The 22,547-nt window shown below is 63.0% G+C and carries 21 protein-coding genes; 9 read left to right on the top strand and 12 right to left on the bottom strand.

Translation table 11 applies throughout. The annotated features are described in order from the left end of the window. Window positions 1-15: 15 nt before the first annotated feature. The 5 genes from pdxH to dinG all read right to left on the bottom strand — a co-directional run bounded on the left by pdxH (window position 16) and on the right by dinG (window position 7,497). A complete protein-coding gene (gene pdxH / locus ACF8Q6_RS22360; RefSeq protein ID WP_003254885.1) occupies window positions 16-663 on the bottom strand; it encodes a pyridoxamine 5'-phosphate oxidase in 648 nt (215 codons plus the stop codon). A gap of 19 nt (window positions 664-682) precedes the next feature. Next, window positions 683-1,660: an OmpA family protein gene (locus ACF8Q6_RS22365; protein WP_064492951.1), complete on the bottom strand. Its 978-nt coding sequence runs from the start codon at window positions 1,658-1,660 to the stop codon at window positions 683-685. Window positions 1,661-1,759: 99 nt separating this feature from the next. Beyond that, the gene (locus tag ACF8Q6_RS22370) at window positions 1,760-2,905 is read right to left on the bottom strand and encodes a serine hydrolase domain-containing protein (protein WP_392490483.1); all 1,146 of its coding nucleotides are present in this window, start codon (window positions 2,903-2,905) and stop codon (window positions 1,760-1,762) included. Window positions 2,906-3,038: 133 nt separating this feature from the next. Further along, window positions 3,039-5,273: a beta-galactosidase gene (locus tag ACF8Q6_RS22375; RefSeq protein ID WP_392490482.1), complete on the bottom strand. Its 2,235-nt coding sequence runs from the start codon at window positions 5,271-5,273 to the stop codon at window positions 3,039-3,041. 79 nt (window positions 5,274-5,352) lie between these two features. Beyond that, window positions 5,353-7,497 carry an ATP-dependent DNA helicase DinG gene (gene dinG, locus ACF8Q6_RS22380; protein ID WP_003254889.1) on the bottom strand — a complete coding sequence of 715 codons (2,145 nt, stop codon included), beginning with the start codon at window positions 7,495-7,497 and terminating at the stop codon, window positions 5,353-5,355. A gap of 98 nt (window positions 7,498-7,595) precedes the next feature. Here dinG and ACF8Q6_RS22385 point away from each other — a divergent pair, with 98 nt between their 5' ends. Then, complete coding sequence (locus tag ACF8Q6_RS22385) at window positions 7,596-8,060, top strand: CopD family protein (RefSeq protein ID WP_010952286.1); 465 nt, start codon at window positions 7,596-7,598, stop codon at window positions 8,058-8,060. A 122-nt stretch (window positions 8,061-8,182) separates the two neighbouring features. Here the strand turns inward: ACF8Q6_RS22385 and ACF8Q6_RS22390 are convergent, their stop codons facing one another. The 3 genes from ACF8Q6_RS22390 to ACF8Q6_RS22400 form a co-directional block, all read right to left on the bottom strand. Further along, on the bottom strand, window positions 8,183-8,458 hold the full coding sequence (locus ACF8Q6_RS22390; protein ID WP_003254892.1) for a DUF1145 domain-containing protein: 276 nt from the start codon (window positions 8,456-8,458) through the stop codon (window positions 8,183-8,185). Window positions 8,459-8,556: 98 nt separating this feature from the next. After that, complete coding sequence (locus ACF8Q6_RS22395; RefSeq protein WP_392490481.1) at window positions 8,557-9,276, bottom strand: OmpA family protein; 720 nt, start codon at window positions 9,274-9,276, stop codon at window positions 8,557-8,559. Window positions 9,277-9,365: 89 nt separating this feature from the next. Further along, window positions 9,366-10,058 (bottom strand): OmpA family protein, encoded by a 693-nt coding sequence (locus ACF8Q6_RS22400; protein WP_010952284.1) that lies wholly within the window; start codon window positions 10,056-10,058, stop codon window positions 9,366-9,368. 159 nt (window positions 10,059-10,217) lie between these two features. Here ACF8Q6_RS22400 and ACF8Q6_RS22405 point away from each other — a divergent pair, with 159 nt between their 5' ends. From ACF8Q6_RS22405 to ACF8Q6_RS22420, 4 genes are read left to right on the top strand one after another with little or no spacing between them, the layout of a single operon-like run. Next, window positions 10,218-10,712, top strand: a complete 495-nt coding sequence (locus ACF8Q6_RS22405; RefSeq protein ID WP_392490480.1) for a DUF6231 family protein — start codon at window positions 10,218-10,220, stop codon at window positions 10,710-10,712. Between the two features lie 2 nt (window positions 10,713-10,714). Continuing rightward, window positions 10,715-11,191, top strand: coding sequence for a YchJ family protein (locus tag ACF8Q6_RS22410; RefSeq protein WP_392490479.1), 477 nt, complete (start codon window positions 10,715-10,717; stop codon window positions 11,189-11,191). Between the two features lie 2 nt (window positions 11,192-11,193). Then, window positions 11,194-11,667, top strand: coding sequence for an LEA type 2 family protein (locus ACF8Q6_RS22415; protein WP_392490478.1), 474 nt, complete (start codon window positions 11,194-11,196; stop codon window positions 11,665-11,667). 7 nt (window positions 11,668-11,674) lie between these two features. Next, the gene (locus tag ACF8Q6_RS22420; protein WP_233691139.1) at window positions 11,675-11,872 is read left to right on the top strand and encodes an SEC-C metal-binding domain-containing protein; all 198 of its coding nucleotides are present in this window, start codon (window positions 11,675-11,677) and stop codon (window positions 11,870-11,872) included. Window positions 11,873-12,040: 168 nt separating this feature from the next. On the opposite strand, the gene ACF8Q6_RS22425 is transcribed toward ACF8Q6_RS22420, so the two are convergent. The 4 genes from ACF8Q6_RS22425 to ACF8Q6_RS22440 are packed head-to-tail and all read right to left on the bottom strand — an operon-like array spanning window position 12,041 to window position 15,646. Next, on the bottom strand, window positions 12,041-12,943 hold the full coding sequence (locus ACF8Q6_RS22425; RefSeq protein ID WP_004576214.1) for a pyridoxal-phosphate dependent enzyme: 903 nt from the start codon (window positions 12,941-12,943) through the stop codon (window positions 12,041-12,043). Continuing rightward, entirely contained in the window at window positions 12,940-14,151 is a 1,212-nt protein-coding gene (locus tag ACF8Q6_RS22430; RefSeq protein ID WP_392490477.1) for an MFS transporter, read from the bottom strand. The genes ACF8Q6_RS22425 and ACF8Q6_RS22430 overlap by 4 nt, the downstream gene beginning before the upstream one ends. Continuing rightward, window positions 14,148-14,936 (bottom strand): alanyl-tRNA editing protein, encoded by a 789-nt coding sequence (locus tag ACF8Q6_RS22435; RefSeq protein WP_004576216.1) that lies wholly within the window; start codon window positions 14,934-14,936, stop codon window positions 14,148-14,150. Before ACF8Q6_RS22435 ends, ACF8Q6_RS22430 begins: the two co-directional genes overlap by 4 nt. Next, window positions 14,933-15,646: a serine O-acetyltransferase gene (locus ACF8Q6_RS22440; protein ID WP_003254905.1), complete on the bottom strand. Its 714-nt coding sequence runs from the start codon at window positions 15,644-15,646 to the stop codon at window positions 14,933-14,935. Before ACF8Q6_RS22440 ends, ACF8Q6_RS22435 begins: the two co-directional genes overlap by 4 nt. A gap of 172 nt (window positions 15,647-15,818) precedes the next feature. On the opposite strand from ACF8Q6_RS22440, the gene ACF8Q6_RS22445 reads away from it, so the two are divergent. From ACF8Q6_RS22445 to ACF8Q6_RS22460, 4 genes are all read left to right on the top strand, one after another. Further along, window positions 15,819-17,159 (top strand): PLP-dependent aminotransferase family protein, encoded by a 1,341-nt coding sequence (locus tag ACF8Q6_RS22445; RefSeq protein WP_392490476.1) that lies wholly within the window; start codon window positions 15,819-15,821, stop codon window positions 17,157-17,159. A 103-nt stretch (window positions 17,160-17,262) separates the two neighbouring features. Continuing rightward, on the top strand, window positions 17,263-19,704 hold the full coding sequence (locus ACF8Q6_RS22450; RefSeq protein ID WP_392490475.1) for a penicillin acylase family protein: 2,442 nt from the start codon (window positions 17,263-17,265) through the stop codon (window positions 19,702-19,704). A gap of 125 nt (window positions 19,705-19,829) precedes the next feature. Further along, window positions 19,830-20,846, top strand: coding sequence for a ligase-associated DNA damage response exonuclease (locus ACF8Q6_RS22455; RefSeq protein ID WP_014755527.1), 1,017 nt, complete (start codon window positions 19,830-19,832; stop codon window positions 20,844-20,846). Beyond that, the gene (locus ACF8Q6_RS22460) at window positions 20,843-22,501 is read left to right on the top strand and encodes an ATP-dependent DNA ligase (RefSeq protein WP_054889545.1); all 1,659 of its coding nucleotides are present in this window, start codon (window positions 20,843-20,845) and stop codon (window positions 22,499-22,501) included. Before ACF8Q6_RS22455 ends, ACF8Q6_RS22460 begins: the two co-directional genes overlap by 4 nt. Window positions 22,502-22,547 lie beyond the last annotated feature (46 nt).

Consider the following 22,547-nt stretch of genomic DNA (forward strand, 5'->3'; position numbering starts at 1 on the left):
GGCGGCCCCAGTTGCTCAGGGCGCCAGCCGCTCTCGCAGCCACTGCCCGTCCACCAGCCGATAGTTCAAACGATCATGCAGGCGGCTTGCCCGCCCCTGCCAGAACTCGATGCGCTCGGGCAACAAACGGTATCCCCCCCAATGCTCAGGGCAGTGCGGCTGGGTGTCGGAGAAACGCGCTTCGGTGGCCTTAACCAGGCCCTCCAGCTCTTCACGCCCGGCAATCACACGGCTCTGTGGCGAAGCCCAAGCCCCTAGGCGACTGCCCAGCGGGCGTACCTGGTAGTAGGCATCCGACTCCTGCGCCGTGACCTTCTGCACCCGGCCCTCGATGCGCACCTGACGCTCCAGGGCCGGCCAGAAGAAGGTCATTGCCGCAAAGGGGTTGGCTTGCAGTTGCTGGCCCTTGGCGCTGTCATAGTTGGTGAAGAAGGTGAAACCCTGCTCGTCGAGCCCCTTCAACAGCAAAACACGGCAATGCGGGCGACCTTCGCCGTCCACCGTGGCCAAGGTCATGGCGTTGGCTTCTACCGGTACCTGCTCGGTTTTCACCGCATCGGCGAACCACTGGTGGAACAGGGCGAACGGCTCCCCTGGTGCCTGGGCTTCGGCCAGGCCATCACGGGTGTAGTCGCGGCGCATATCGGCCAGGGATTGGGTCATTACTGCGGTTCCTTGACGATCAGTTGGTCTTCGCAGGGCTGTTGGCAGCTACTTTCTTGTCAACGGCAGCTTTCTTGGCGGCAGGCTTGGCCGGCGCAGCTTTTTTCTTGGCTGCAGTCTTCGCAGGCGTTTTGGCCTTGGCTACAGGTTTCTTCGCCGCAGCCTTGACGGCCGGTTTGCTGCCAGCGGCCTTGGCGGCGGGTGCCTTGGCATCCTGCACCGCCACCATCGAGGCCGGGGCGGGTGCCGGGGCGGCCTGCTGGTATTTGGCCAGCAGCGCGACCATGGTGTTTTGCGGGGTCAGCAACATTTCCACGCGGCGGTTCAGGGCGCGCCCCTCGGCGCTGTCGTTGGCAGCGCGCGGCATCACCGAACCCATACCCTTGAGGGTCAGGCGGTCACGCTGCAGGCCGCTGAGGCGGAAGATGGCCGATACCGAAGCGGCGCGCTCCAGGCTGAGCTTCTGGTTGGCAACGGCGGCACCGCTGCTGTCGGCATGGCCCAGTACCAGCACGGCAGTCTTGGGGTCGCCTTCGACCGTCTTGGCGACACGGGTGATCGGGCCCAGGGACATGGGCAGCAACATGTTCGGGCGATCGGGATTGTACGAGCTGTCCACCGGCAGGGTTACCGCCAGCACATTGTCACGACGCTCCAGCTCCAGCTTGCTGTCCTTGATCGCTTCGCGCAGCTTGGGCTCGTATTCGTCCAGCCAGGCCTGAGTGGCCTTCTGATCGATCTTCGGCACCACCGGCCCCTTGGCTTGCTTGTCGTCACCGCCGAACGGCCACCACCAGCGGCTGGAGCTTTCGGATTTGGCATCGGCTTTGGCCACGTTTTCAGTGACGGCTGACTTCACTTCCTGCTCGGCAACCTTGTCCGAACCGAAAGGCCACCAGCTGGAGCCACCTTCCTTGGAGCCGTCCGGGGAGTGACTGGCGCAGCCGGTTACGGCGGTCAGGCACAGGGCGAGTGCTAAGGTTTTATGTGAAGACATCAGCGATACACCATGAAATAGAAAGATATTTTGCCTACGAACTTCAGGCGTTGGCATTGAGGATAGTCAAAGGGGTGTGGCAATACCCGCATTACCCGATCAAAGGCAACCGGCAAGGACGCGTACCAGGTTCTGGGCGCGTGGGTCCATCAGCACGTAAGGGCCGAGGGTATTGACCACAAAACCGAAGGCCACATCGTACTCCGGGTCGGCAAAACCGACCGAACCACCGGCACCGGGGTGGCCAAAGGCGCGGGCGCCGAGACCAAAGGTGGCATTGGCCACATCGGGCTGGTCGAGCATGCAGCCCAGGCCGAAACGGGTCTGGGTGAGCAAGGTCCGGTCCTGGCCAAGGCTATGCTCGCGGGTCAGCTCATCGAGCAGTTCGGATTCAAGCAGGCTGCCGTCCAGCAGCCCGGCATAGAACCCCGCCAGGCTGCGTGCGTTGCCATGGCCATTGGCCGCTGGCTGCTGCATGCGCCGCCATTCCGGTTTGTTGGTGCTGGTCAGTATCGCGGGCGGGTTGGTAAAGGCACGGGTCGACAGTGCCTCAGGCTCGCGCATGGTCACCTGCAGCAAGCGTTGCGCTGCACTGTCTCCAGCATTGCCCTTGCCCCTGGCGATATGCGCCACGCGGTGGAACTCTTCGTCGGCCAGGCCAACATGGAAATCCAGCCCCAATGGGCGGGCGGTGCGGGCCACGATCGAGTCGCCAGGGCCACGGCCGTCGGCACGGCGAATCAGCTCGCCGATCAGCCAGCCATAGGTGATGGCGGCATAGCCGTGTTCCGTGCCTGGCGTCCACCACGGTGTCTCGGCTGCCAGGGCATCGACCATGAAATGCCAGTCATACAAGGCTTCAGCCGGCAACAGCTTGCGTATGGCCGGCAAGCCGGCACGGTGGCTGAGTAGCTGACGCAAGGTGATCGACTGCTTACCCGCCTGGGCAAACTCGGGCCAGTAGTTGGCCACTGGGGCATCGAGGGCCAGCTTGCCCTCGCCGACCAGCTGCAGGGCGGTAACAGCCGCGAAGGTCTTGGTGCAGGAGAACAGGTTGGCGATGGTATCGCTGTGCCAGGCCTGCTGGCCGTCCTTGTCGGCACTGCCAGCCCACAGGTCAACGACGGTTTCACCACCCACCTGGATGCACAGCGCGGCGCCACGCTCCTGGGGATCATCGAACAGCGCGGCAAAAGCTTCGCGCACAGCTTCGAACTTCAGCTCATAGTGACCCTGGATCTGCACCCGCTGCTCTCCGTACGACCATATTCAAAAAGGTGTGCATTGTTTCAGTAGTTGGGTGTTTTGCAAACTGGCTTGGGCCAAGTGGTCGCGGCACAAGGCCGCTCTCACCTGGGTTGACTGCATCCACCTGATCTCAGGGGGCCGGTTTTTCCAGCTCGGCACGCAGTTGGTTCATGGTTTGCAGATTGCTTTTGCGCACGGCATCGACAAACCCTGGATAGGGCATATCGGTAATCGCCACCAGCCCAAGGTGGCCGTTCTCACCATCGAGCAGGCGACCGCTGGCCGGTTGGTCGAGGTACTGGAACCAGTGCGCGCCAACGATCATCGGCTGCGCCATGGCTGCCTTGAGGAAGTTTGCATAGGCCGGGCCGCGATCCTCTTCCCGCGCCAGCTCCAATGGCCCCGGCCAGAACGGCCCGCGATCACGCGAGCCGAACTGGAACTCGGACACCAGCACCGGCTTGTCCAGCTCCGCCAGGCGGGCAAAGTCGTAGCCGTCCTGTGGCTTGAGGGTATAGAAGTTGAAGCTCAGAATATCGCAGAACTCGGCGCAGGCCTTGACCGCCTCCGGTGTGCTGACCGCATAGCGGCCACCCAGGAGCATGTGATTGGGCGCATGCCACTTCAACGAATCGGAAATGGTCTTGAAGTAGGTCTCGGCAAATACCCGCTGGAAGTGCTGGTAGTCCCGTTCGATTTCCGGGTGCTCCGGGTCAGGCAACGGCGCCTCGAAGCCAGGATCTTCCATGAGTTCCCAGGCGGTCAGTTCGATGCCCCAGGCCTTGGACAACCCTTCCTGGTTGCGATACTTGTCGCGCAACTGCTTGAGGAATGCGCGTTTGGCTGGCACGTCGGTGGTCAGGCGCAAGGTGCCGTAGGCCAGGCCATAGCGGCTCTTGGGGTCGCTTCCAGGGGCTGCCCAGGCCAGTTCGTTATCGGCGAAGTAACCGATGAGCCAAGGGTCGTCACGGTGATCACGCGCGGCGATGGCCACGGCACGCTCGGTGGCCATGGCAAAACGCGGGTCGAACGGGTCGGGCATGCGGCCCCACCAGTCCATGCCAGTGCTGATGCTGGCGTAGTCGCCTACGATCGACAGCGGCAAGGTATAGGGCATGCGTCTGGCTTGACCAAGCGCCGGCTCGCTCCAGTTGCCAACGGTGTTGAACCCCCAGGCCTGAAGGCGATCAAGCGCATGCGCCTGCCAGCGGTCGGCATCCAGCAACGGCGGCGCGCAATCGGCTGGCTGGCCCTCCACTGCGGGCGGGCAGGGTTTGCCATAGGTACGCTGCAGGTTGGCGGCGTAGAAGTCGAACCAGCGCCCCTGCTTGAAATTGCGCCCTTGCGACGAGGCATTGCCATCGTCGTTGTTGCTTTCGCCATAGAACGCCGCCAATGCATCGCCCTCAGCGGGCAAGGCCTTGAACATGCCTTCGCGCCCGGCGACATACGTACGCCCGCCGTCTGCCGCCACGGCGTTCACCCCCAGGGAATAGAACGGGTGCCCATCCGGCGTTACCAGGTACCAGCGGCCATCACGCTTTTCAGTGCGAAAGAAGCCCTTTGCTGCAAAGGCCGGCCCGCCCACCAGGCCACCGTAAGCGTCCAATCGCTGCTTGCCACGCTCTGCCAACCAGCCCTTGAGCTGTTGCTGTTCACGGGTATCGGCCGCCTTGAGCTGCTCGTCACTGGATACCTTCTCGGGCCAGTTGCCGCGAGTCGACTGGCCATAAGCATCAATCAGCTCGTGGTAGGCCGCCCTGTACGCCTGGTTGTCATCCTGGATACCGACACGCTCGATCAGCAGGCTCTGCGCCACCTTGGGGCTGGGAATGCTCAAGCTGACCGAGGTCACCTGCTTGAGGTCGATTGCACCGGCACTGCTGGTCAAAAGAAGGCGCTGACCACCATGATTCCAGGGCATCGGCGGGCCGGCGCGCATGCCCTGGTCCAACGGCGAACTGGCCGTCAGGGGCACCAGCACGGTTTGCGCGGGGCCCGCGGGCAGGTCGATACGGCTGGTCAAGGTGCGGCCATCGCTGCCTTGCACGGTGACATCCACGGTCAATGCCCAATCCATGGCACTTTGCAGGCGCAAGGTCAGGAACTGCCCGGCGGACCAGTCCCACACCCCGCTCTGCGGGCTCAGGCGCAGGGTCGGCTGCTGGGCCGGGTTGAACACCACACGCCGCAACACCTCGCCCTCGGCCGTTTGTTCCGCGTTGTACTGCGGCATGCCGGCATCCACGGTCGCCACATTGACCACCGAAGCCGGGCGCACGAAGCTGAACAGCGTCTGCTGCCCGGCCAGCAAGGGCGAACTGCACAACAAGGCGAAAACGGCGGGCAGGGTGCGGCGGATCATAAGGCTGGAGCTCTCCTTCAGGGCCCTGATGGGCCCAAGACGAGTGATGGACAATGCGCCGGCGCAAGTGCTCCGGCGGTCAGGAAATTTCCCGCCGGAACGGCGGCAGCGCATTGAGAATAGCCTTGCCGTAGCGCTGCGTGACCAAGCGCCGGTCAAGCAAGGTGATAACGCCGCGATCCTGCTCGGTACGCAGAAGGCGGCCGCAGGCCTGGATCAGCTTCAACGAGGCGTCAGGCACGGCAATTTCCATGAACGGGTTGCCGCCACGTGCCTCGATCCACTCGGCCAGCGCAGCTTCGACCGGGTCGTCGGGCACAGCAAAGGGAATCTTGGCGATGACCACGTGCTCGCAATACGCGCCCGGCAGGTCGACACCTTCGGCGAAGCTGGCCAGGCCAAACAGCACGCTGTGCTGGCCATCGTCGACCCGCGCCTTGTGCTTGTTCAGGGTTTCCTGCTTTGAAAGGTTACCCTGGATGAGCACCAGCTTGCGCCAGTCACGGTCCAGACCGTCAAACACATCCTGCATCTGTTTGCGTGACGAGAACAACACCAGCGCGCCACGTGCATCCTCGACGATGTTCGGCAGCTCGCGGATGATCGCCGCGGTGTGCGCTGCTGCATCGCGTGGGTCGGCCTGCAGGTCGGGGACCCGCAACAGGCCGGCATCGCCATGCACGAACGGGCTGGGCACCACGCAGGTGACTGCGTCGCGCGGCAACCCCGAGCGCATGCGGAAACGGTCGAACTTGCCCAGCGCGGTCAATGTCGCCGAGGTCACCAGCGCGCCGTGGGCCACGCTCCACAGGCTGCGCCGCAGCATGTCGGCGGCGAGGATGGGGCTGGCATTGACTTCGATGTCGAACAGCGCGCCACTTTCGGCCAAGGTCAGCCAGCGCGCCATGGGCGGGCTGTCTTCAGGGTCTTCGGCGGTAAAGGCCGTCCACAGTTCCCAGTTACCCTGGGCACGGGTGACCAGGCTGCCGAACAGCGGATACCACTCTTCGGCCTGATGGCTGGCGATGCCGATATTGACCTCGCCGTCCATGCCTTCCTTGAGCAGGTCAGCCAGGCGGGTGAACAGATCGTTGAGGCGGGCAAAGCCCTTTTTCAGTTCGATGCCCACTTCACGAATCTGCTCCGGCACCACCCCACCCTCGAAACGGTAACGCGGGCGCTCACGGCCTTCGGTGTCCTCGCTGGGACGGAAGTCAGCCACCTGTTCACAAAGGGTGAACATGAACTGCTGCTGGGTGCGTACTTCTCGCGCCAGCTCCGGCACCTGCTCGATGTACTTGCCCAGGTCGCCAGGCAGCGGATGCTGGGCCAGCAATTTGGTCAGGTTCTTGGCGGTCTGCTCCAGCCAGTCGGCGGTGGAACGCAGCCGCGAATAATGGGCGAAATGGCCGATGGCCTTGTCTGGCAGATGATGGCCTTCGTCGAACACGTACATGGTATCGCGCGGGTCAGGTAACACCGCACCGCCACCCAGGGCCAGGTCGGCCAGGACCATGTCGTGGTTGGTGACGATCACATCGACCTTGCCCATGCCTTCGCGGGCCTTGTAGAACACGCACTGCTGGAAGTTGGGGCAGTGGCGGCCGGTGCACTGGCTGTGATCGGTGGTCAGGCGTGCCCAGTCCTGGTCTTCCAGGGCCTCTGGCCAGCTGTCACGGTCACCGTCCCAGCGGTTGCCGGCAAGCTTCTCGATCATGCTGTTGAACAGCTTCTGGCTGCGCTCGTCGACTTCGATGCGGAAGCCTTCTTCCTCGAACAACTGAGCCGTGGCTGACTGGGCGTGGCCTTCCTGCAACAGGATGTCGAGCTTGGACAGACACAGATAGCGGCCACGGCCCTTGGCCAGGGCGAAGCTGAAGTTGAGGCCGCTGCTGCGCATCAGGTCGGGCAGGTCCTTGAAGACGATCTGTTCCTGCAGGGCCACGGTGGCCGTGGCGATCACCAGGCGTTTGCCGGCGGCCTTGGCAGCCGGGATGGCCGCCAGGCTGTAGGCTACCGTCTTGCCGGTACCGGTGCCCGCTTCCACGGCCACCACGGCAGGCTCGCCAGCGCGGCGGCCTTCATCGTCGCAGGCAATGTCGCCAAGCACTTTGGCCACTTCGGCGATCATCAGGCGCTGCCCATAGCGCGGCTTGAGGCTCTTGGCTTCGAGAAAACGCGAATAGGCGCCCTGGATAGTGGCTTTGAGTTCGTTGCTGATCATGGTCTGCAGGCGCCCGGAGGGCTGGATATATTTTCAGTGTTTCGCATGGGGCGGCTATCATACCCCGCTATTGCCCTTTCTGCCGCATGGAGATCCGAATGCTCGCCTTTGCCCTGCCCTACACCCTGCATGTTCTGGCCGCACTCGTATGGGTCGGCGGCATGTTCTTCGCCTGGCTGGTGCTGCGCCCGGCAACGGTTGCAGCCCTTGAAGGGCCTGCCCGCCTGCGCTTGTGGGTGGAAGTTTTCCGACGCTTCTTCGGCTGGGTCTGGCTGGCGGTGGCGATTTTGGCGATAAGTGGTATCGGCATGTTGCACATGCGCTTCAGCGGTTTCGAGACGGCGCCCCGGTACGTGCACGTGATGATCGGTGGCGGGATCGCCATGTTTGCCTTGTTCATGCGCATTCAGGCGTTGCTGCTGCCGGAATTGAAGGCAGCGGTGCAGGCCGAGGACTGGCCGACGGGTGCGGCGGTACTGGGGCGCATTCGGCGGATGGTGGGGGTCAATCTGCTGCTGGGGCTGGCAGTGGTTGCGGTGGCCAGTTCGCGACTGGTCATCTGACAGGCGCTGCGTGCAACCTGCAGCGAAGCCGGTGCCACGGTGCATGGCGCCGGCGTTGCCGGTGTTCGTGGGCAAGCCCGCTCCTGCAAGGGATCGCAGTGAGCATCAGAGGCGCTGCAAGATCAGTTCACCCGCGGCGCCTCCCGCGGGCGGGGAATGGACATGACATGGAAGATACCCGTCAACAGGATTTGCAAACGGTCAAACCAGCGGTGACTGCGCCCGCGCAGGCTGCGATTGAAAAACAGCACTTCAAGCAGGTGCAGGCCAAACAAGACGATGCCTGCGGCATTGATCAGCAGATTGAAGGGCAAGGGTTGTGGCATCAGCTGATTGAACAGCACCACCCCCCAGAAAGCGACCGTCAGGACCTTGCCCAGGCCCAGGATGAACTTCATACCACGCCCCTATAGAGAGTTGTCATGTCGAGGTGGCCTGATCGAGCAAACCGTGCGAACAACATTAACGGCAAGGCCAAGACAGGCGCCAGCACCACTCAGTTGAGGTACAGCTCCACCCGTCGGTTGCGCGCGCGGCCCTCCTCGGTTTCGTTGTCGGTAACCGGTTCGCTTTCCCCACGGCCCTGGCTGGTGACCTTGCCCATCTCCAGGCCCTGGCCGATCAGGTACTCGGCAACGCTGCTGGCGCGGCGTTCGGAAAGTGCCTGGTTGTAGCTGTCGGAGCCCACACCGTCGGTGTGCCCGATCACACGGACCTTGGCCACTGTCGGTGAATTGAGCTTCGCCACCAGGCCTTGCAGGCGTTGCTGGGCCGCCGGCGTCAGCTCGGCGGAGTCGAAGGCGAACATCACCGCGCCGTTGTCATCGAGGGTGATCACCTCTGGCGAGGGTTCGGGTGCACTGGCAGGTGGCGCGGCCGGGTACTGTTTCAGTGGGCAACCCATGTGGTCGACCGCCGTGTTGGCAGGGGTCTCGGGGCAGTGGTCGCGCCGGTCGAAAATGCCGTCACCATCTTCGTCACCGTCCTGGGCGTAACAAATCAGCCCGCCGGCGATGGCACCCAAGGCGCCGCCACCGGCAGCCCAGGAAGAACTCTCGATGGCCCCAAGGCCACCACCGACCAAGCCGCCCAGCAGGCTACAGATGGGCCAGGTCCTTTGATTGAGGGGCGCGCTGCCATCGCTGTGCGTAGCGCAGCCCGCGAGCAGGCTGGCAGCCACCAACAGCGGCAGTGCCGCCTTCGACGTCACACTCATGCTGAATGCTCCTGTGTCATTGGCCACAAACGGCTGGCCGGCATGAAGACGCGCCCGTGCCACTGCTCGAGGCACGGGCGCCCGCCGTCTTACCGCTGGATCTTGATCTCGGTACGACGGTTCATGGCACGCCCTTCGGCCGTGGCGTTGTCTGCCACCGGCTGGGTTTCACCCGCGCCGACCACCGAAACGAAGCTGCTGCGCGGTACACCGCTCTCGACCAGGTAATCGGTCACCGAATGGGCACGTCGCTCGGACAGTTTCTGGTTGTAGCTGTCGGAACCGACGCTGTCGGTATGGCCGCTGACGCTAAGGCGGGCAGAGGGCGCCTCCTGTTTCAGGCGCGTGGCAATGGTATTGAGGCGCTCTTTGTCACTGGCCGTCAGGCGCGCAGAATCGAACTCGAAGTGCACATCGCGGATGACAATGACTTCTTCCTTCTGCACCACCACTTCTTCGACCACCGCAACCGGCTCAGGCGGGCATCCGTTGGCATCGACCTGCACACCACGCGGGGTGCCAGGGCACTTGTCACGGCTGTCAGGCACGCCGTCGCCATCCTCGTCGCCATCGCCATGGGCCCAGCAATAGCCCGCCGCCAGGCCACCGCCCAGCAACGCGCCCCAGCCAGCCCAGCTGGAGCTTTCGATGGCGCCCAGGGCGGCGCCGCCTACACCCCCGACGGCGGCACATTTCGGCCAGTCGGTTTTTTGCAAACCTGCACAACCAGTCAACACACTGGTGAGCAGTACCAGGGGTAACGCTGTGCGTACTATGCTCATTTCATTGCTTCTCCTAGGGGGAATCGGCATAAGGCCGATCTCTGGGAGTAAAGACCGCGCATTCCAACCCTGCCAGCAATAAGCTACGACACGGTCACATGCCCCTTTGCCCGCACGCCGCGGCCCGCTAGTCTTGGATGACTTGAACGAGGAATGGCAATGACCGAAGGTTTCTCCACACGCACCCCGCAACAAGCCCTGGCAGCCCTGCTCGAACGCTTCACTCCACAACGGCTGCTGCTGGTGGGTACCCGCTTTCCGGCGCTGGACGCCTTCGCCCAGGCGCACCCCCAGGTGACCATCGACACCGCCGCCCCTGGCCCGCTGCCGGCCGACCTGGCCGCCAAGCGCTTTGACCTGGCGGTACTGGTGGACTGCCTGGAACACTTGCCCAAGCGCACCGGCCTGGAGCTGCTCGGCGGTATTCGCAACCTCAATGCCAGCCGGGTTGCAGTGCTGGCCGACCTGGCTGCCTGCGGCTGGCAGGACACCGACTTTTTCGCCCTGGCCATGTCGGCCAGCGAGAAATTCTGCCGTGACCAACAGGTTTTGAGCCTGTTCACCTATGATCTACATGACTATAAGCAGGTCCCGGACTGGCTCAATGCCAGGTTCTGGGCCAACCCTGAAAACTTCGGCAAGTACTGGTGGTGATGATGAGTGTCTCGGTCTGCCCTTGTGGCAGTGGCAACCTGCTTGACGCCTGCTGCGGGCATTACCATGCCGGTACCCCGGCACCGGATGCCCAGGCCCTGATGCGCTCACGCTACAGTGCCTACGTGCTGGGCCTTATTGACTACCTGGTAGCCACCACCCTACCGGCCCAGCAAGCCGGCCTGGACCGTGCTGCCATGGCCGACTGGAGTGCACAGAGCACCTGGCTGGGCCTGGAGGTGGAAAGCGCAGAAGTGCTGGGCGGCCAACCCGAGCACAGCTTCGTCACCTTCACCGCACGCTGGCACGACCAAGACGGCGATCATCAGCACCGCGAACGCTCGGCGTTCGTCCAGCATGCCGGCCGCTGGTACTTCATCGACCCCACGGTCGGGTTGAAGGCCGGGCGCAACGACCCCTGCCCTTGCGCCAGCGGGCACAAATTCAAGAAATGCTGCGCCAGCTACGTCGGGAACTGAACATGATCGAGCGCACCCGTCTGCTACTGCTCGGTGCGCTGCTGGCATGGCTGACGGGCTGTGCGAGTTGGGGCGAGGACTGGCGCGAGCCCGAAGTGCATCTGGTCGAGGTCGAAACGGTCAAGGCCAGGTTGCTGGAACAGGAGTTCGTGCTGCACCTGCGGGTCGACAACCCCAATGACAGCCGCCTGTTCATTCGCAACGTGTCTTATGCAATACGCCTCAATGACCTGCTACTGGTGCAGGATGAAGCCAGCGTATGGCGCAGCGTGGGCGGGCATGCAGGGCGCACTTTCAAGATCACCGCACGAACCAACCTGTGGCAGCACCTGAAGCCACTGGCCAAGCTGCTCAGAAGCAAGCAGCCCCTGCATTACACCCTGCAGGGCGAACTGGCGACCGGGCTGCTCATCCATCGGGACCTGCACATCTCGCGCAGTGGTGAGATAATCCCCGGCGATCACATACCGGAGTAACCCTGCAATGTCCCAACAACCCCACGTTCATGGCCCTGACTGCAACCATGACCATGATCACCACCACGACCACGGCCATGTACACGGCCCGCACTGCAACCACGGTCCCCAAGAACCGGTGCGCAACGCCCTGAAGGACGTTGGCCGCAACGACCCGTGCCCGTGCGGTAGCGAGAAGAAGTACAAGAAGTGCCACGGCGCCTGATCGACTGACGCGATTCAACATCTGAGCGATTGCGCGATCACTGTGGGAGCGGGCGCGCCCGCGAACACGGGCGAAGCCCGTGCCATACACCGCGTCGCATGCTTCGCGTGCTTGCCCTCTCCCACAGGTACCGTGCCAGCCTCTGGATCATGAGCCTGACACAGGAGGCTACGCGGCCTTTCGCCGGTTAGCCCCCAGCAGATCCTGGTACCAGAGGCCGGCATCATAGGCGATGGTCACCAGGGTGGTCTCGACATACCGCGGGTGCTGGGCCATGCGCTGGGCAACCGCCAGGCAGGCAGCGGCTGTATTACCGACAAAAATGCCACTCTGCATGTAGAACCAGCGCTGTGCGGCGAGCATTTCTGCATGTTGCACCTGAGCCCGCTCGTCCACCAGCGACCAGTCCATGAACGGCGGGCAAACGCCCACGGCCATGCCTTCAAAACGATGATCGGCGAACACGCCAGCCCTCGAATCACAGCCATTGGGGTCGACCAGCACCGTCGACACGTCGAAGCCATGGTCTTTCAGCCCCAGGGTGATACCCGTGAAACTGGCGCCAGTACCCGCACAGCCCACGAACAGGATCTGCCGCCCTGCCCCGGCGTTGGTCAGTTGCAGGGCCAGTTCACTGGCGGTCTGATAACGATGGGCCTCGATGCCCACCGGGTTGTTGAACTGGTCGGTGTAGAAGTATGACTTACCCAACGCGGCCTGGTTATCCAGGTGATGCATCACCACGTCCTTGGGTGTGGCACCGGCCATCAGCATTTCCTTGCCGATCAGCCGAGCACCGAAACACTCCAGCAGATCCCGCTTGGTCTGGCTGAAGCTCAGCCCGACCGCCAGCTCTACGGCGACCTGGTACTTGTGGCAGGCCGCCAGCAAGCCAAAGCCGAAGCTCCCACCGGTTTTTTCGATGACGGTCGTCACCCCGGGAATGATGTCCCCCTTGCGCACGGCATGTTCGATGATCCGCCGCGCCGCCCGGTATTTGTGGCTACCGCCTGGGTTGTTCATTTCCAGCTTGGTGTAGATACGATCGCTGACACTGATGAGCTCGCTCATTTGCGGCTACCTTCCATTGACGTTTGCAGGCAGGCCTTGTTCTGCAGCAGGCCGGCAGTGGCAACCAGCAGCCCCAGGCAGAGGACCATGCAGATGGCGTTGGTACCGTCCCAGCCAACCGAGCTGAGCAACAGCGAAGGGCTGAATGCGCCGAGGGTGGCAAATATGGCAATGGCCAGGTCGTTCTTGCCCTGCATCTGCATCGCTGCCGGGCTGTTCTGCAGTGACTGGGCCAGCAAGGCACCTCCGCCTACGTAAGTGAGGTTCCAGCCCAGCCCGAGGGCAATCAGTGCCAGGGTCATCATGGCGTAGCTGTGCGACCAGATATTCATCGCCGAGCAACCGATCAACAGGGCCAGGCCCGCGCAAATGGTGGTCTTGATACCCAGCCGCTGGATGATGGCGCCGGTGAAGAACGACGGGGCAAACATGGCAATCACATGCCACTGGATCGCCAGGCGGACGTCGGTGAAGTCCTCGTGCATGTGTTTCATGTGCATCGAGGCCTGGATCATCAGCAGGTTCATGATCCCGTAGCCCAGCGCAGCGACAGCCATTGCCACAACCACGCTCGGGCCTGCCGGCTCGGCACGGACACTGGCCGGCTTTGCTGCGCTGTTGACCGCGCTGGCCTTACCGGCATCGTTGGGCAGGCACAGCGCAATCAACAATGAAAGCAACGCCAGGCCGACAAACGCGGCATAACACAGCGAAAACAGGGGGTAACCACCCACGTCACGCAGCCACTCGGTAAGCGTCGGCCCGACGACAGCAGCAATGACCCCGCCCGCCACGACCAGCGAAAGTGCCTTGGGCTTCAAGGCCTGGGAAAGATTGTCGGTTGCCGCGAACCGGTTGAAGTTGGCGAACGCGATGTACACACCCAATGCAGAGTGGCTGAGGACCAGCGTTGGAAAATGCTGGTGCTCCACCGCCAGAAAGCCGCTGACGCCAGACAGCGCCAGGGGAATCGCGCCCAGCATGAACGCCTTTTTACGGCCGATGCGGCTCATCAGCCTGGAGACCGGATAAGTTGCCAACATCAGGCACAGAAACTGGAACCCGTACGGCACCGTGGACCATGCGGCATCAGGCGCCAGCGCAGCCCCGACAATGGCGGCCATCGTCACCGACATCACGGCAGTCGTCAGGTTGATCGACTGTGCCGTGAAGTACAGGTACGTGCGCCGCGGTAACGTGCTGTTCATAGTGCGTGCTCGTGATAAGTGGACAAGTCGATTTCGGCCTCGGGGAACACGCAGATCAGCCGTTCCTTGCCTTTACCCAGGCGTTTGCGCTTGACGCTAAGGCGCCCGATGCGCCGAGGCGAATCGAGGTGCGTACCACCGCACGGGATTTCGATGCCGTCGTAGGTCCACAAACGCGCGTCTTCCAGGCCTTGAACCGCGTAGTGCTCGATCGGCGCATCGCAGCCAATCAGTTCATTCGCCCGTCGTTCAATTTCAAGCACGTCTTCAGCCGTGAACGCGTCCTCGACCAGGAAGTCGAAACGTGCCGTGTCCTCCTTGATATGGCAGCCGATAGTCCATTGCTTCAATTCTTCACGCAGCCCGATGGCGGCGGCATACAGGAAGTGACTGGCACTGTGAGACAACGTCAGCCGTTCGCGCCGTTCAATATCGATAGTGACGCGGGCCGGCATGCCTACGGTGACTTCATCCAACAGGTGTAAATCATCCGGGTGCAGGCTGTGAATAATAATGCCGCCCAGTTTTCCGCCTTTGAAACCGTCCAGGCGAATAGGGCTACCGTAGAGTTTTTTAACCCAGACGAATCGCACGGTACCCACCGGTAATTCAATGGTGCCGAAGTCCGCTTCCTGGCCGCCCCCTTCTGGATAGGCCACCGTACTCAGCAACTCGATGCCGTCACTGTGCACCCGCGCTACTTGCGTATTCGCGCCCGCCAGGTACTGGTCTTTGTAATACAGTTTTTCGGTATTTCTTAAAACTTCATAGTTCAGAGCGTTCATGATTCCAATACCACCTGCAATGATGTTTTAACCTGTACCCGGGCAGCGGCTGGGACGTCTTTGGTCACAATGCAGCCCGGCCCGATAAACGCACCGTCACCGACATGAATAGCGCCCAGCACACTGGCGAAAGCGCCGATCTGTACCCGGTTACCCAACGTCGGGTGCCTGGGGCTCGAGGGGTTGTCACTGATACCGCGGGCGCCCAGGGTTACGCCGCCAAGCACGTAGCAGTCGTCACCAATGGTCGACGTTTCGCCAATGACGGTGCCCATGCCGTGATCGATGATGAAGCGCGCACCAATGCGGCTGCGGAAATGGATCTCCGCCCCCGAAAGCATTTTTCCGCGCCTGGAGATCATGGCGGCCAGGCATTGACCGCCGGCGCCGTAGGTCGCGGCGCTATTGTTATAGATCCAATGGGCAAGCCGATAATGCAAAACCGCAGAATAAGAGGTGTAGGTTTTTGCAATGAAGACCAGGTCGCGGCCGGCAGCCGGATCTTTCATGGCAAATGCCTGTAAATCGGCATGTGCCTGTTCAGTCACACGTTCAATGACCGGTGTTTCTTTCAGTGCTTCGAACTCGACGATTGAACAACACTCCAATAACGCCGAGGTCACAAGATTCTTTACAACTTTGAATGACTCCAGTTCGTCAGGGACAGGAAGCCTGGCAATGACGGCTGATTGCATGTCCATAGGGTGCATGGGCTTGATATCCAGTTGTCTGGTCTGCACAGACGCTAAAAGTGCCGCCTTTGTTGGCAGCCGAAAGTTCCGACACGGGGATATTGGCATGTGCTGGCCATTTGCAAACGAACAGTCGACAAGCATTTCCGTTAACTGTTAGGCTTTTTTTTCTAACGGTTTCGGATCTGCCATGATTCCCTGCAGCCTTCATCACCTTTTGAAACAACGCCTGGAAGCAGGCGAGTGGTTGCCCGGGCAACGCATGCCCTCCATCCGCAAGCTGACCGCTGCAGTGGACTTCAGTTACCACGACGTCGTGTCGGCCTATGCCCAGCTGGTCAGCGAAGGGGTATTGACGGCATCACCTGGGCGAGGCTACTTCGTGGCAAACCGCGCCAGGCAGACCAGCGTGATCCACGAACCCGAGTGCATGGCCGGCGACCCCCTGTTCCGGCTGCTGCAGGGCGGCCAGCACTTCACCAAGCTGGGCAGCGGCTGGCTGCCCCCCGCGTGGCGCGACACCGAACTGCTGGCCAAGGCAATTCGTCGCACAGCGCGGCTGGAGCAGAGCTCGCTGGCAGAGTACGGCGACATCCAGGGGTACCTGCCCATGCGCAAACAGCTGTGCGTGCACATGAAACGGCTGACCCGTGTCGAAGCCCGGCCCAACCAGTTGCTGACCACACTGGGTGCCACGCAAGGCCTGGACCTGGTTGCACGGTTACTGATCAAACCGGGCGACCACGTTTTCGTCGACGAGCCGGGCAACGGCAACCTGATCAAGCTGATCCAACTGGCTGGCGGGCACGTCGTCGGCATTCGGCGGACCCAGGACGGGCCAGACGTGGAAGAAATGAGAAGCCACCTGGCCAGGCACAAGGTCAAGGCGTTTTTCTGCAACAGCACCTTCCACAACCCGACCGGCAGCAACATCAGCCCGCACAACGCCTTCAGCGTCCTGCGCCTGGCGGTGGAGCACGAGTTCTTCGTGGTCGAGGACGATGTCTATGGGGACTTCAGCCCTGCTGTGCGCCAGACCTTTGCCGAGCTGGACAACCTTGACCGGGTTATCTACATCGGCAGCTTCTCCAAATGCCTGTCGGCATCGCTGCGCGTGGGGTTCATTGCCTGCTCGCAAGACCTGATCGAACCGCTCACACGCCTTAAACTGCTGACCTGCGTCGCCGTCCCCGCGTTTTGCGAACGCTTCGTCAACACCATATTGTCGGATGGCACGTATGCCCGGCACATGAAAGACGTGCAGCAGCGCCTGATCCGCCAGCAAGTGCAAACCCAACGCTTGCTGCTCGAGCGCGGCTGGCAGTTCGATATTGCGCCGCAAGGGGGTATGTTCCTTTGGGTCTACCACCCGGACCTGCCCGACCTGCAACCTTTCATGCGTAAACTGGAGCAGCACAAGATTCTGCTTATGCCGGGCTCTGCATTCGCGGTGAGCCGTGACTACCAACGCTACACGCGCATCAATTGCACGCATTTTTCCGACGCCTTGGCCGAGCACTTCGAGGTTTGACCCGACGCGATCAAATAAACCGACCTGGGACCTTGCATGGCGCCTGCGCGCTTACTACCTTAGCGCCTTTCCAAACCAGCCTCGCCTTGCAGGAGCCCTTGCCATGGCCGCCCCCGCCTTTCCTCCCTTCCGTCTGCGGTTTGCAACCGCTGCCACCCTGCTCGGCATGCTCGGGCTGGCCGGCTGCCAGACGGGCGGCTACCAGGATAGCGTGCCACCGACCAGCGGCGTGCAGCCGCTCAAAGGCCTGGCACAGAATGTTTCGGTACGGCGCAATGCCATGGGCGCGCCGCTGATCGAAAGCAGCAGCTTCCATGATGCGCTGTTCAGCCTGGGCTATGTGCACGCCGGCGACCGCATCGAACAGATGGTCGCCATGCGCCTGCTCGCCCAAGGCCGTCTGGCCGAACTGGCCGGCAGCGAGGCGCTGGATATCGACCGCCTCATGCGCGCCGCCAACCTCAAGCAAAGTGCCGCCCAGCAATACGCCGACGCATCGCCACGGCTCAAGCGCTTCTTCGACGTGTACGCGCGCGGGGTCAACGCCTACCTGTTCCGCTACCGCGACAAGCTGCCAGCAGGCCTGGCCAGTAGTGGCTATCGCCCCGAGTACTGGAAGCCTGAAGACTCGGCGCTGATCTTCTGCCTGTACGCGTTCAGCCAGTCGGTCAACCTGCAAGAGGAACTCAGCGCCCTGACCCTGGCGCAGAAAGCCGGTAGCGACAAGCTGGCCTGGTTGCTGCCCGGGGCCCCGGACGAGCCGTTGGCCGAAATGGAAGTGGACAAGCTCAAGGGCCTGAACCTGGCCAGCCAGTTGCCAGGGCTGCCCGCCCTGGCAGCTGCCAGCCAGAAGCTCGCCGACCTCGACCTGCTCGGTAGCCCGGGGTCGGCCAACCTGGCCCTGGGCCCGCAGCGCAGCCGCAGCGGCAAGAGCCTGCTGGCCAGCGACAGCCGCGCCGCCTGGGCCTTGAGCCCGGTACAAATCAATACCAGCAAGTACCAGGTTGCCGGCCTGTCATTGCCGGGCCTGCCAATTGTGCTGGCCGGCTACAATGGCAAGCTGGCCTGGAGCAGCAGCGCGGTCATGGCCGACAATCAGGACCTGTTCCTCGAGCAGCTGCGCCGCCAAGGCAATCAGCTGAGCTACCTGGCCGATGGCAAATGGCTGCCGGCCCGCGCCCGCAGCGAAACCTACTTCGTACGTGGCCAGCGACCCGTGCGCGAAGTGGTGTACGACACCCGCCACGGCACCCTGCTGGCCCAGCCAGAAAACGCCAGCCTGGGCCTGGCGCTGAACCTGCCCCAGTTCAAAGGTGATCGTAGCCTGGATGCTCTGTTCGACCTGACACGGGCCAAGAACGTGGAGCGGGCCTTCGACAGCACACGTGAAGTGACGGCTGCTGCCGTCAACTTCGTTTTCGCCGAGCCTGAGCACATCGGCTGGCAAGTCAGTGGCCGCTACCCCAATCGCCGCGAAGGCCAGGGCCTGCTGCCCTCGCCGGGCTGGGACGGGCGTTACGACTGGGACGGCTATGCCGACCCGATGCTGCACCCGTACGACCAGGACCCGCCCGCAGGCTGGATCGGCCACGCCAACCAGCGCAGCCTGCCGCGCGGCTATGGCATGCAGCTGTCCAGCACCTGGTACTACCCCGAACGTGCCGAACGCCTGGCACAGCTGGCCGGCAACGGTCGCCACGACAGTCGCAGCCTGATGGCCCTGCAGAACGACCAAGTGACCCTGCTGGCCAACAAGCTCAAGCAGATGTTCGACGCACCCGGCATGGCCCAGCCACTGAAGCAGGCGATCGACGCCCTCCCCGCCGGGCAGCGCGACAAGGCCCGCGACACGCTGGCCCGGCTCAAGGCCTTCGATGGCCGCCTGAGCCCGGTGTCGGCCGATGCCGCGCTGTACGAGTTGTTCTTGCAGGAGGTCGCTCGCCAGACCTTCCTCGATGACCTGGGCCCGGAGGCCGGCCCCGCGTGGCAGGCATTCGTCAGCAATGCACGTTTGTCGTTCTCGGCGCAGGCCGATCATCTGCTGGGCCGCGATGACAGCCCCTTCTGGGATGACCGCAACACGCCGCAAAAAGAAGACAAGCCCGCCATCCTCGCCCGCAGCCTGGCGGGCGCAATGGAGGCCGGGATCGCGCAGCTGGGTGCCGACCGACGCACCTGGCAGTGGGGCCAGCTGCACCAGTACCGCTGGCCGGCACCGGCCTACCATGGCCTGGGTGATGCGATCAGCCGTGCGCCGCTTGCCGCAGGCGGCGACTTCACTACCCTGGCCCTCACACCATTCGCCTGGGGCAGCGACTTCGACACGCATCTGCCAGCCTCGGCACGGATGATCGTCGACTTCGGCCAGGCCGAACCGTTGCAGATACTGACCAGCAGCGGCCAGTCCGGCAACCCGGCCAGCGCGCATTACCGCGACGGGCTGGATGCCTGGTTCAAAGGGCGCTTCATGAGCCTGCCACTGCAACAGCAGAATTTCGGCAGGGCGTATGGCAACCAGCGGCTTACATTGGTACCGGGGCGGTAACGGCATTCTTCAGGGGGCATGAGGGGGCTTGATGAAGTTTTTCAGCAGCGCCCTCCCAAATCCATCCGAACTAACGTCTGGCACCATGCCTCTTAACGGATAACCCCAGAACCAGTGCCCGTGCCATGGACCTTGTCATCGCCCGCCCCGAAGGCCTGTACTGCCCGCCCGGAGATTTCTACATCGACCCCTGGCGGCCCGTGGACCGGGCTGTCATTACCCACGGCCACGGCGACCACGCACGCACCGGCAATGGCCATTATCTGACCGCCAGCCCCGGTGCCGGCATTCTGCGCAGCCGCCTGGGCCAGGACATCCATTTGCAGACCCTGCCCTACGGTGAGCGCCTGCTGCACCAAGGCGTGACGTTGAGCCTGCACCCAGCCGGGCACGTGCTGGGTTCGGCACAGGTGCGCCTGGAGTATCGAGGTGAAGTCTGGGTTGCATCCGGTGACTACAAGGTAGAACCCGATGGCACCTGTACGCCCTTCGAACCGGTGGCGTGCCACACCTTCATCACCGAGTCGACCTTCGGCCTGCCGATCTACCGCTGGCCAAGTCAAAGCGAGATCTTCGCCAGCATCAATGCCTGGTGGCGGGCCAACCGTGAACAGGGCAAGGCCAGCGTGCTGTTCTGCTATGCCTTCGGAAAGGCCCAGCGGATTCTGCATGGGCTGGATGCCAGCATCGGCCCGATCCTCGTGCATGGCGCCATGGAGCCGCTCAACCGGGTGTATCGGGATGCCGGTATCCGCCTGCCGGAAACCCGCTACGCAGGTGATATACCGCGCAACGATCCTCTTCTGCGCCAGGCACTGGTCCTGGCGCCCCCATCAGCCGGCGGGAGTAGCTGGATGCGCCGTTTTGGCGATTACAGTGATGCCTTCGCCAGCGGCTGGATGCTGCTACGCGGCGCCCGCAGACGGCGCGGCGTGGACCGAGGCTTTGTGTTGTCCGACCACGCCGACTGGCCCGGCCTGCTCTGGGCCATTGGCCAGACCGGTGCCCAACGGGTGATGGTCACTCACGGCTCGGTCGAGGTACTGGTGCGCTACCTCACCGAACAAGGCCTGGATGCCCGCGCCTTTGTCACCGAGTATGGCGACGAAGACGATGTGCCCAACACCGCCCCCTCGCCATGAAAGCCTTCGCTACGCTGTTCCTGCGCCTGGACGCGACCACCTCCAGCAATGCCAAGCTCGAGGCACTGCGCGACTACTTTGACATGGCGCCCGCCGACGATGCTGCCTGGGCGGTGTATTTCCTGGCCGGCGGGCGCCCACGCCAACTGGTGCCCACCCGCCTTCTACGTGAACTGGCAACGGCACTGGCTGGCCTGCCGGACTGGCTTTTCGAAGAAAGCTATCAGGCCGTGGGCGACCTGGCCGAGACCATTTCGCTGCTGCTGCCGCTGCACGCCGATGGCAACGAGGAAGGCCTGGCCACCTGGGTGGAACAGCACTTGCTGCCCCTGCGCGGGCTGCCGCCTGAGCAAGTCCGCCAGCGCCTGCCGCCGCTCTGGGCCCGGTTGGACCGCGCCAGCCTGATGCTATGCCTGAAGCTGATCACTGGCAGCTTTCGCGTGGGCGTGTCAAAGCTGCTGGTCACCCGCGCCCTGGCGCAACTGGCCGGGCTGGACGCCAAACGCGTGGCCCAGCGCCTGGTCGGCTACACCGACATAGGCCATCGCCCGACTGCAGCCAGTTACCAGAGGCTGATCGCCCCAGAGTCCGCCGATGAACACAACCAGCGTGGCGGCCAGCCCTACCCCTTTTTCCTGGCCCATCCGCTGCAAGTGTCCAGCGATCAATTCGATACCCTGCTCGGGCCACCAAGCGATTGGCAAATCGAATGGAAATGGGACGGCATTCGGGCGCAAGTGGTGAAGCGCGATGGCCAGCTGTGGGTGTGGTCACGCGGCGAAGAACTGGTTACCGAGCGTTTCCCCGAACTGCATGGGCTGGCACAGACGTTGCCCGATGGCGTGGTGCTCGATGGCGAGATCCTGGTCTGGAAACCCGGTGAAACCGAGACGGAACTGGCCGTGCAGCCTTTCGCCTTGCTGCAACAGCGCATCGGTCGCAAAACGCTGGGCAAAAAGCTGCTGAACGATGCGCCGGTGGTGTTGCAGGCCTACGACCTGTTGGAGTGGCAGGGCGATGACTGGCGCAGCCGACCGCAGCACGAACGCCGAAGCCAGCTGGAACGCCTGGTGGATGAACACCCACTTGCCCCCGTGCTGTTGTCGCCTTTGCTGCAAGGCCCGGACTGGGCCGACCTTGCCCGCCAGCGCGAACAGTCACGCAGCCTGGGCGTGGAAGGGCTGATGCTGAAGCAGCGCGAGGCCCTGTACGGCGTGGGGCGCACCAAGGACATGGGCATTTGGTGGAAGTGGAAGATCGACCCGTTCAGCGTCGATGCGGTGCTGATCTATGCCCAACGGGGCCACGGCCGCAGGGCCAGTCTGTACAGCGACTACACCTTTGCCGTATGGGATGCACCGGCAGGCACCCCAGGTCGGGCGTTGGTGCCCTTTGCCAAGGCCTATTCAGGGCTCAGTGACGAAGAAATGCGCAAGGTCGACGCCATCATCCGCAAGACTACGGTGGAAACGTTCGGGCCGGTGCGCAGTGTGACCCCAACGTTGGTGTTTGAGCTGGGCTTCGAAGGCATCGCCCTGTCCCGGCGCCACAAAAGCGGTATCGCCGTGCGCTTTCCGCGCATGCTGCGCTGGCGGCTGGACAAGCCGGTGGAGGAGGCAGATGACCTGGCCACCCTGCAAGCGCTACTGGCCTGAAAAAGTTTGCGATGCCCGACTGCTGCAGGATGAGGCGCATTCGCTG

It is taken from the genome of Pseudomonas sp. GLN_2 (assembly GCF_043106005.1).
In the GTDB taxonomy this organism is placed as follows: domain Bacteria; phylum Pseudomonadota; class Gammaproteobacteria; order Pseudomonadales; family Pseudomonadaceae; genus Aquipseudomonas; species Aquipseudomonas alloputida.

What these genes read in the sequence shown, in the direction of transcription:
- ACF8Q6_RS22395 (WP_392490481.1), bottom strand. Translation starts at nt 9,276, where the DNA reads ATGAGTGTGACGTCGAAGGCGGCACTGCCGCTGTTGGTGGCTGCCAGC.
- ACF8Q6_RS22400 (WP_010952284.1), bottom strand. Translation starts at nt 10,058, where the DNA reads ATGAGCATAGTACGCACAGCGTTACCCCTGGTACTGCTCACCAGTGTG.
- ACF8Q6_RS22450 (WP_392490475.1), top strand. Translation starts at nt 17,263, where the DNA reads ATGGCCGCCCCCGCCTTTCCTCCCTTCCGTCTGCGGTTTGCAACCGCT.
- ACF8Q6_RS22460 (WP_054889545.1), top strand. Translation starts at nt 20,843, where the DNA reads ATGAAAGCCTTCGCTACGCTGTTCCTGCGCCTGGACGCGACCACCTCC.
- ACF8Q6_RS22375 (WP_392490482.1), bottom strand. Translation starts at nt 5,273, where the DNA reads ATGATCCGCCGCACCCTGCCCGCCGTTTTCGCCTTGTTGTGCAGTTCG.
- ACF8Q6_RS22365 (WP_064492951.1), bottom strand. Translation starts at nt 1,660, where the DNA reads ATGTCTTCACATAAAACCTTAGCACTCGCCCTGTGCCTGACCGCCGTA.
- ACF8Q6_RS22385 (WP_010952286.1), top strand. Translation starts at nt 7,596, where the DNA reads ATGCTCGCCTTTGCCCTGCCCTACACCCTGCATGTTCTGGCCGCACTC.
- ACF8Q6_RS22440 (WP_003254905.1), bottom strand. Translation starts at nt 15,646, where the DNA reads ATGCACCCTATGGACATGCAATCAGCCGTCATTGCCAGGCTTCCTGTC.
- ACF8Q6_RS22410 (WP_392490479.1), top strand. Translation starts at nt 10,715, where the DNA reads ATGAGTGTCTCGGTCTGCCCTTGTGGCAGTGGCAACCTGCTTGACGCC.
- ACF8Q6_RS22445 (WP_392490476.1), top strand. Translation starts at nt 15,819, where the DNA reads ATGATTCCCTGCAGCCTTCATCACCTTTTGAAACAACGCCTGGAAGCA.
- pdxH (WP_003254885.1), bottom strand. Translation starts at nt 663, where the DNA reads ATGACCCAATCCCTGGCCGATATGCGCCGCGACTACACCCGTGATGGC.
- ACF8Q6_RS22425 (WP_004576214.1), bottom strand. Translation starts at nt 12,943, where the DNA reads ATGAGCGAGCTCATCAGTGTCAGCGATCGTATCTACACCAAGCTGGAA.
- ACF8Q6_RS22430 (WP_392490477.1), bottom strand. Translation starts at nt 14,151, where the DNA reads ATGAACAGCACGTTACCGCGGCGCACGTACCTGTACTTCACGGCACAG.
- ACF8Q6_RS22405 (WP_392490480.1), top strand. Translation starts at nt 10,218, where the DNA reads ATGACCGAAGGTTTCTCCACACGCACCCCGCAACAAGCCCTGGCAGCC.
- dinG (WP_003254889.1), bottom strand. Translation starts at nt 7,497, where the DNA reads ATGATCAGCAACGAACTCAAAGCCACTATCCAGGGCGCCTATTCGCGT.
- ACF8Q6_RS22415 (WP_392490478.1), top strand. Translation starts at nt 11,194, where the DNA reads ATGATCGAGCGCACCCGTCTGCTACTGCTCGGTGCGCTGCTGGCATGG.
- ACF8Q6_RS22390 (WP_003254892.1), bottom strand. Translation starts at nt 8,458, where the DNA reads ATGAAGTTCATCCTGGGCCTGGGCAAGGTCCTGACGGTCGCTTTCTGG.
- ACF8Q6_RS22435 (WP_004576216.1), bottom strand. Translation starts at nt 14,936, where the DNA reads ATGAACGCTCTGAACTATGAAGTTTTAAGAAATACCGAAAAACTGTAT.
- ACF8Q6_RS22420 (WP_233691139.1), top strand. Translation starts at nt 11,675, where the DNA reads ATGTCCCAACAACCCCACGTTCATGGCCCTGACTGCAACCATGACCAT.
- ACF8Q6_RS22455 (WP_014755527.1), top strand. Translation starts at nt 19,830, where the DNA reads ATGGACCTTGTCATCGCCCGCCCCGAAGGCCTGTACTGCCCGCCCGGA.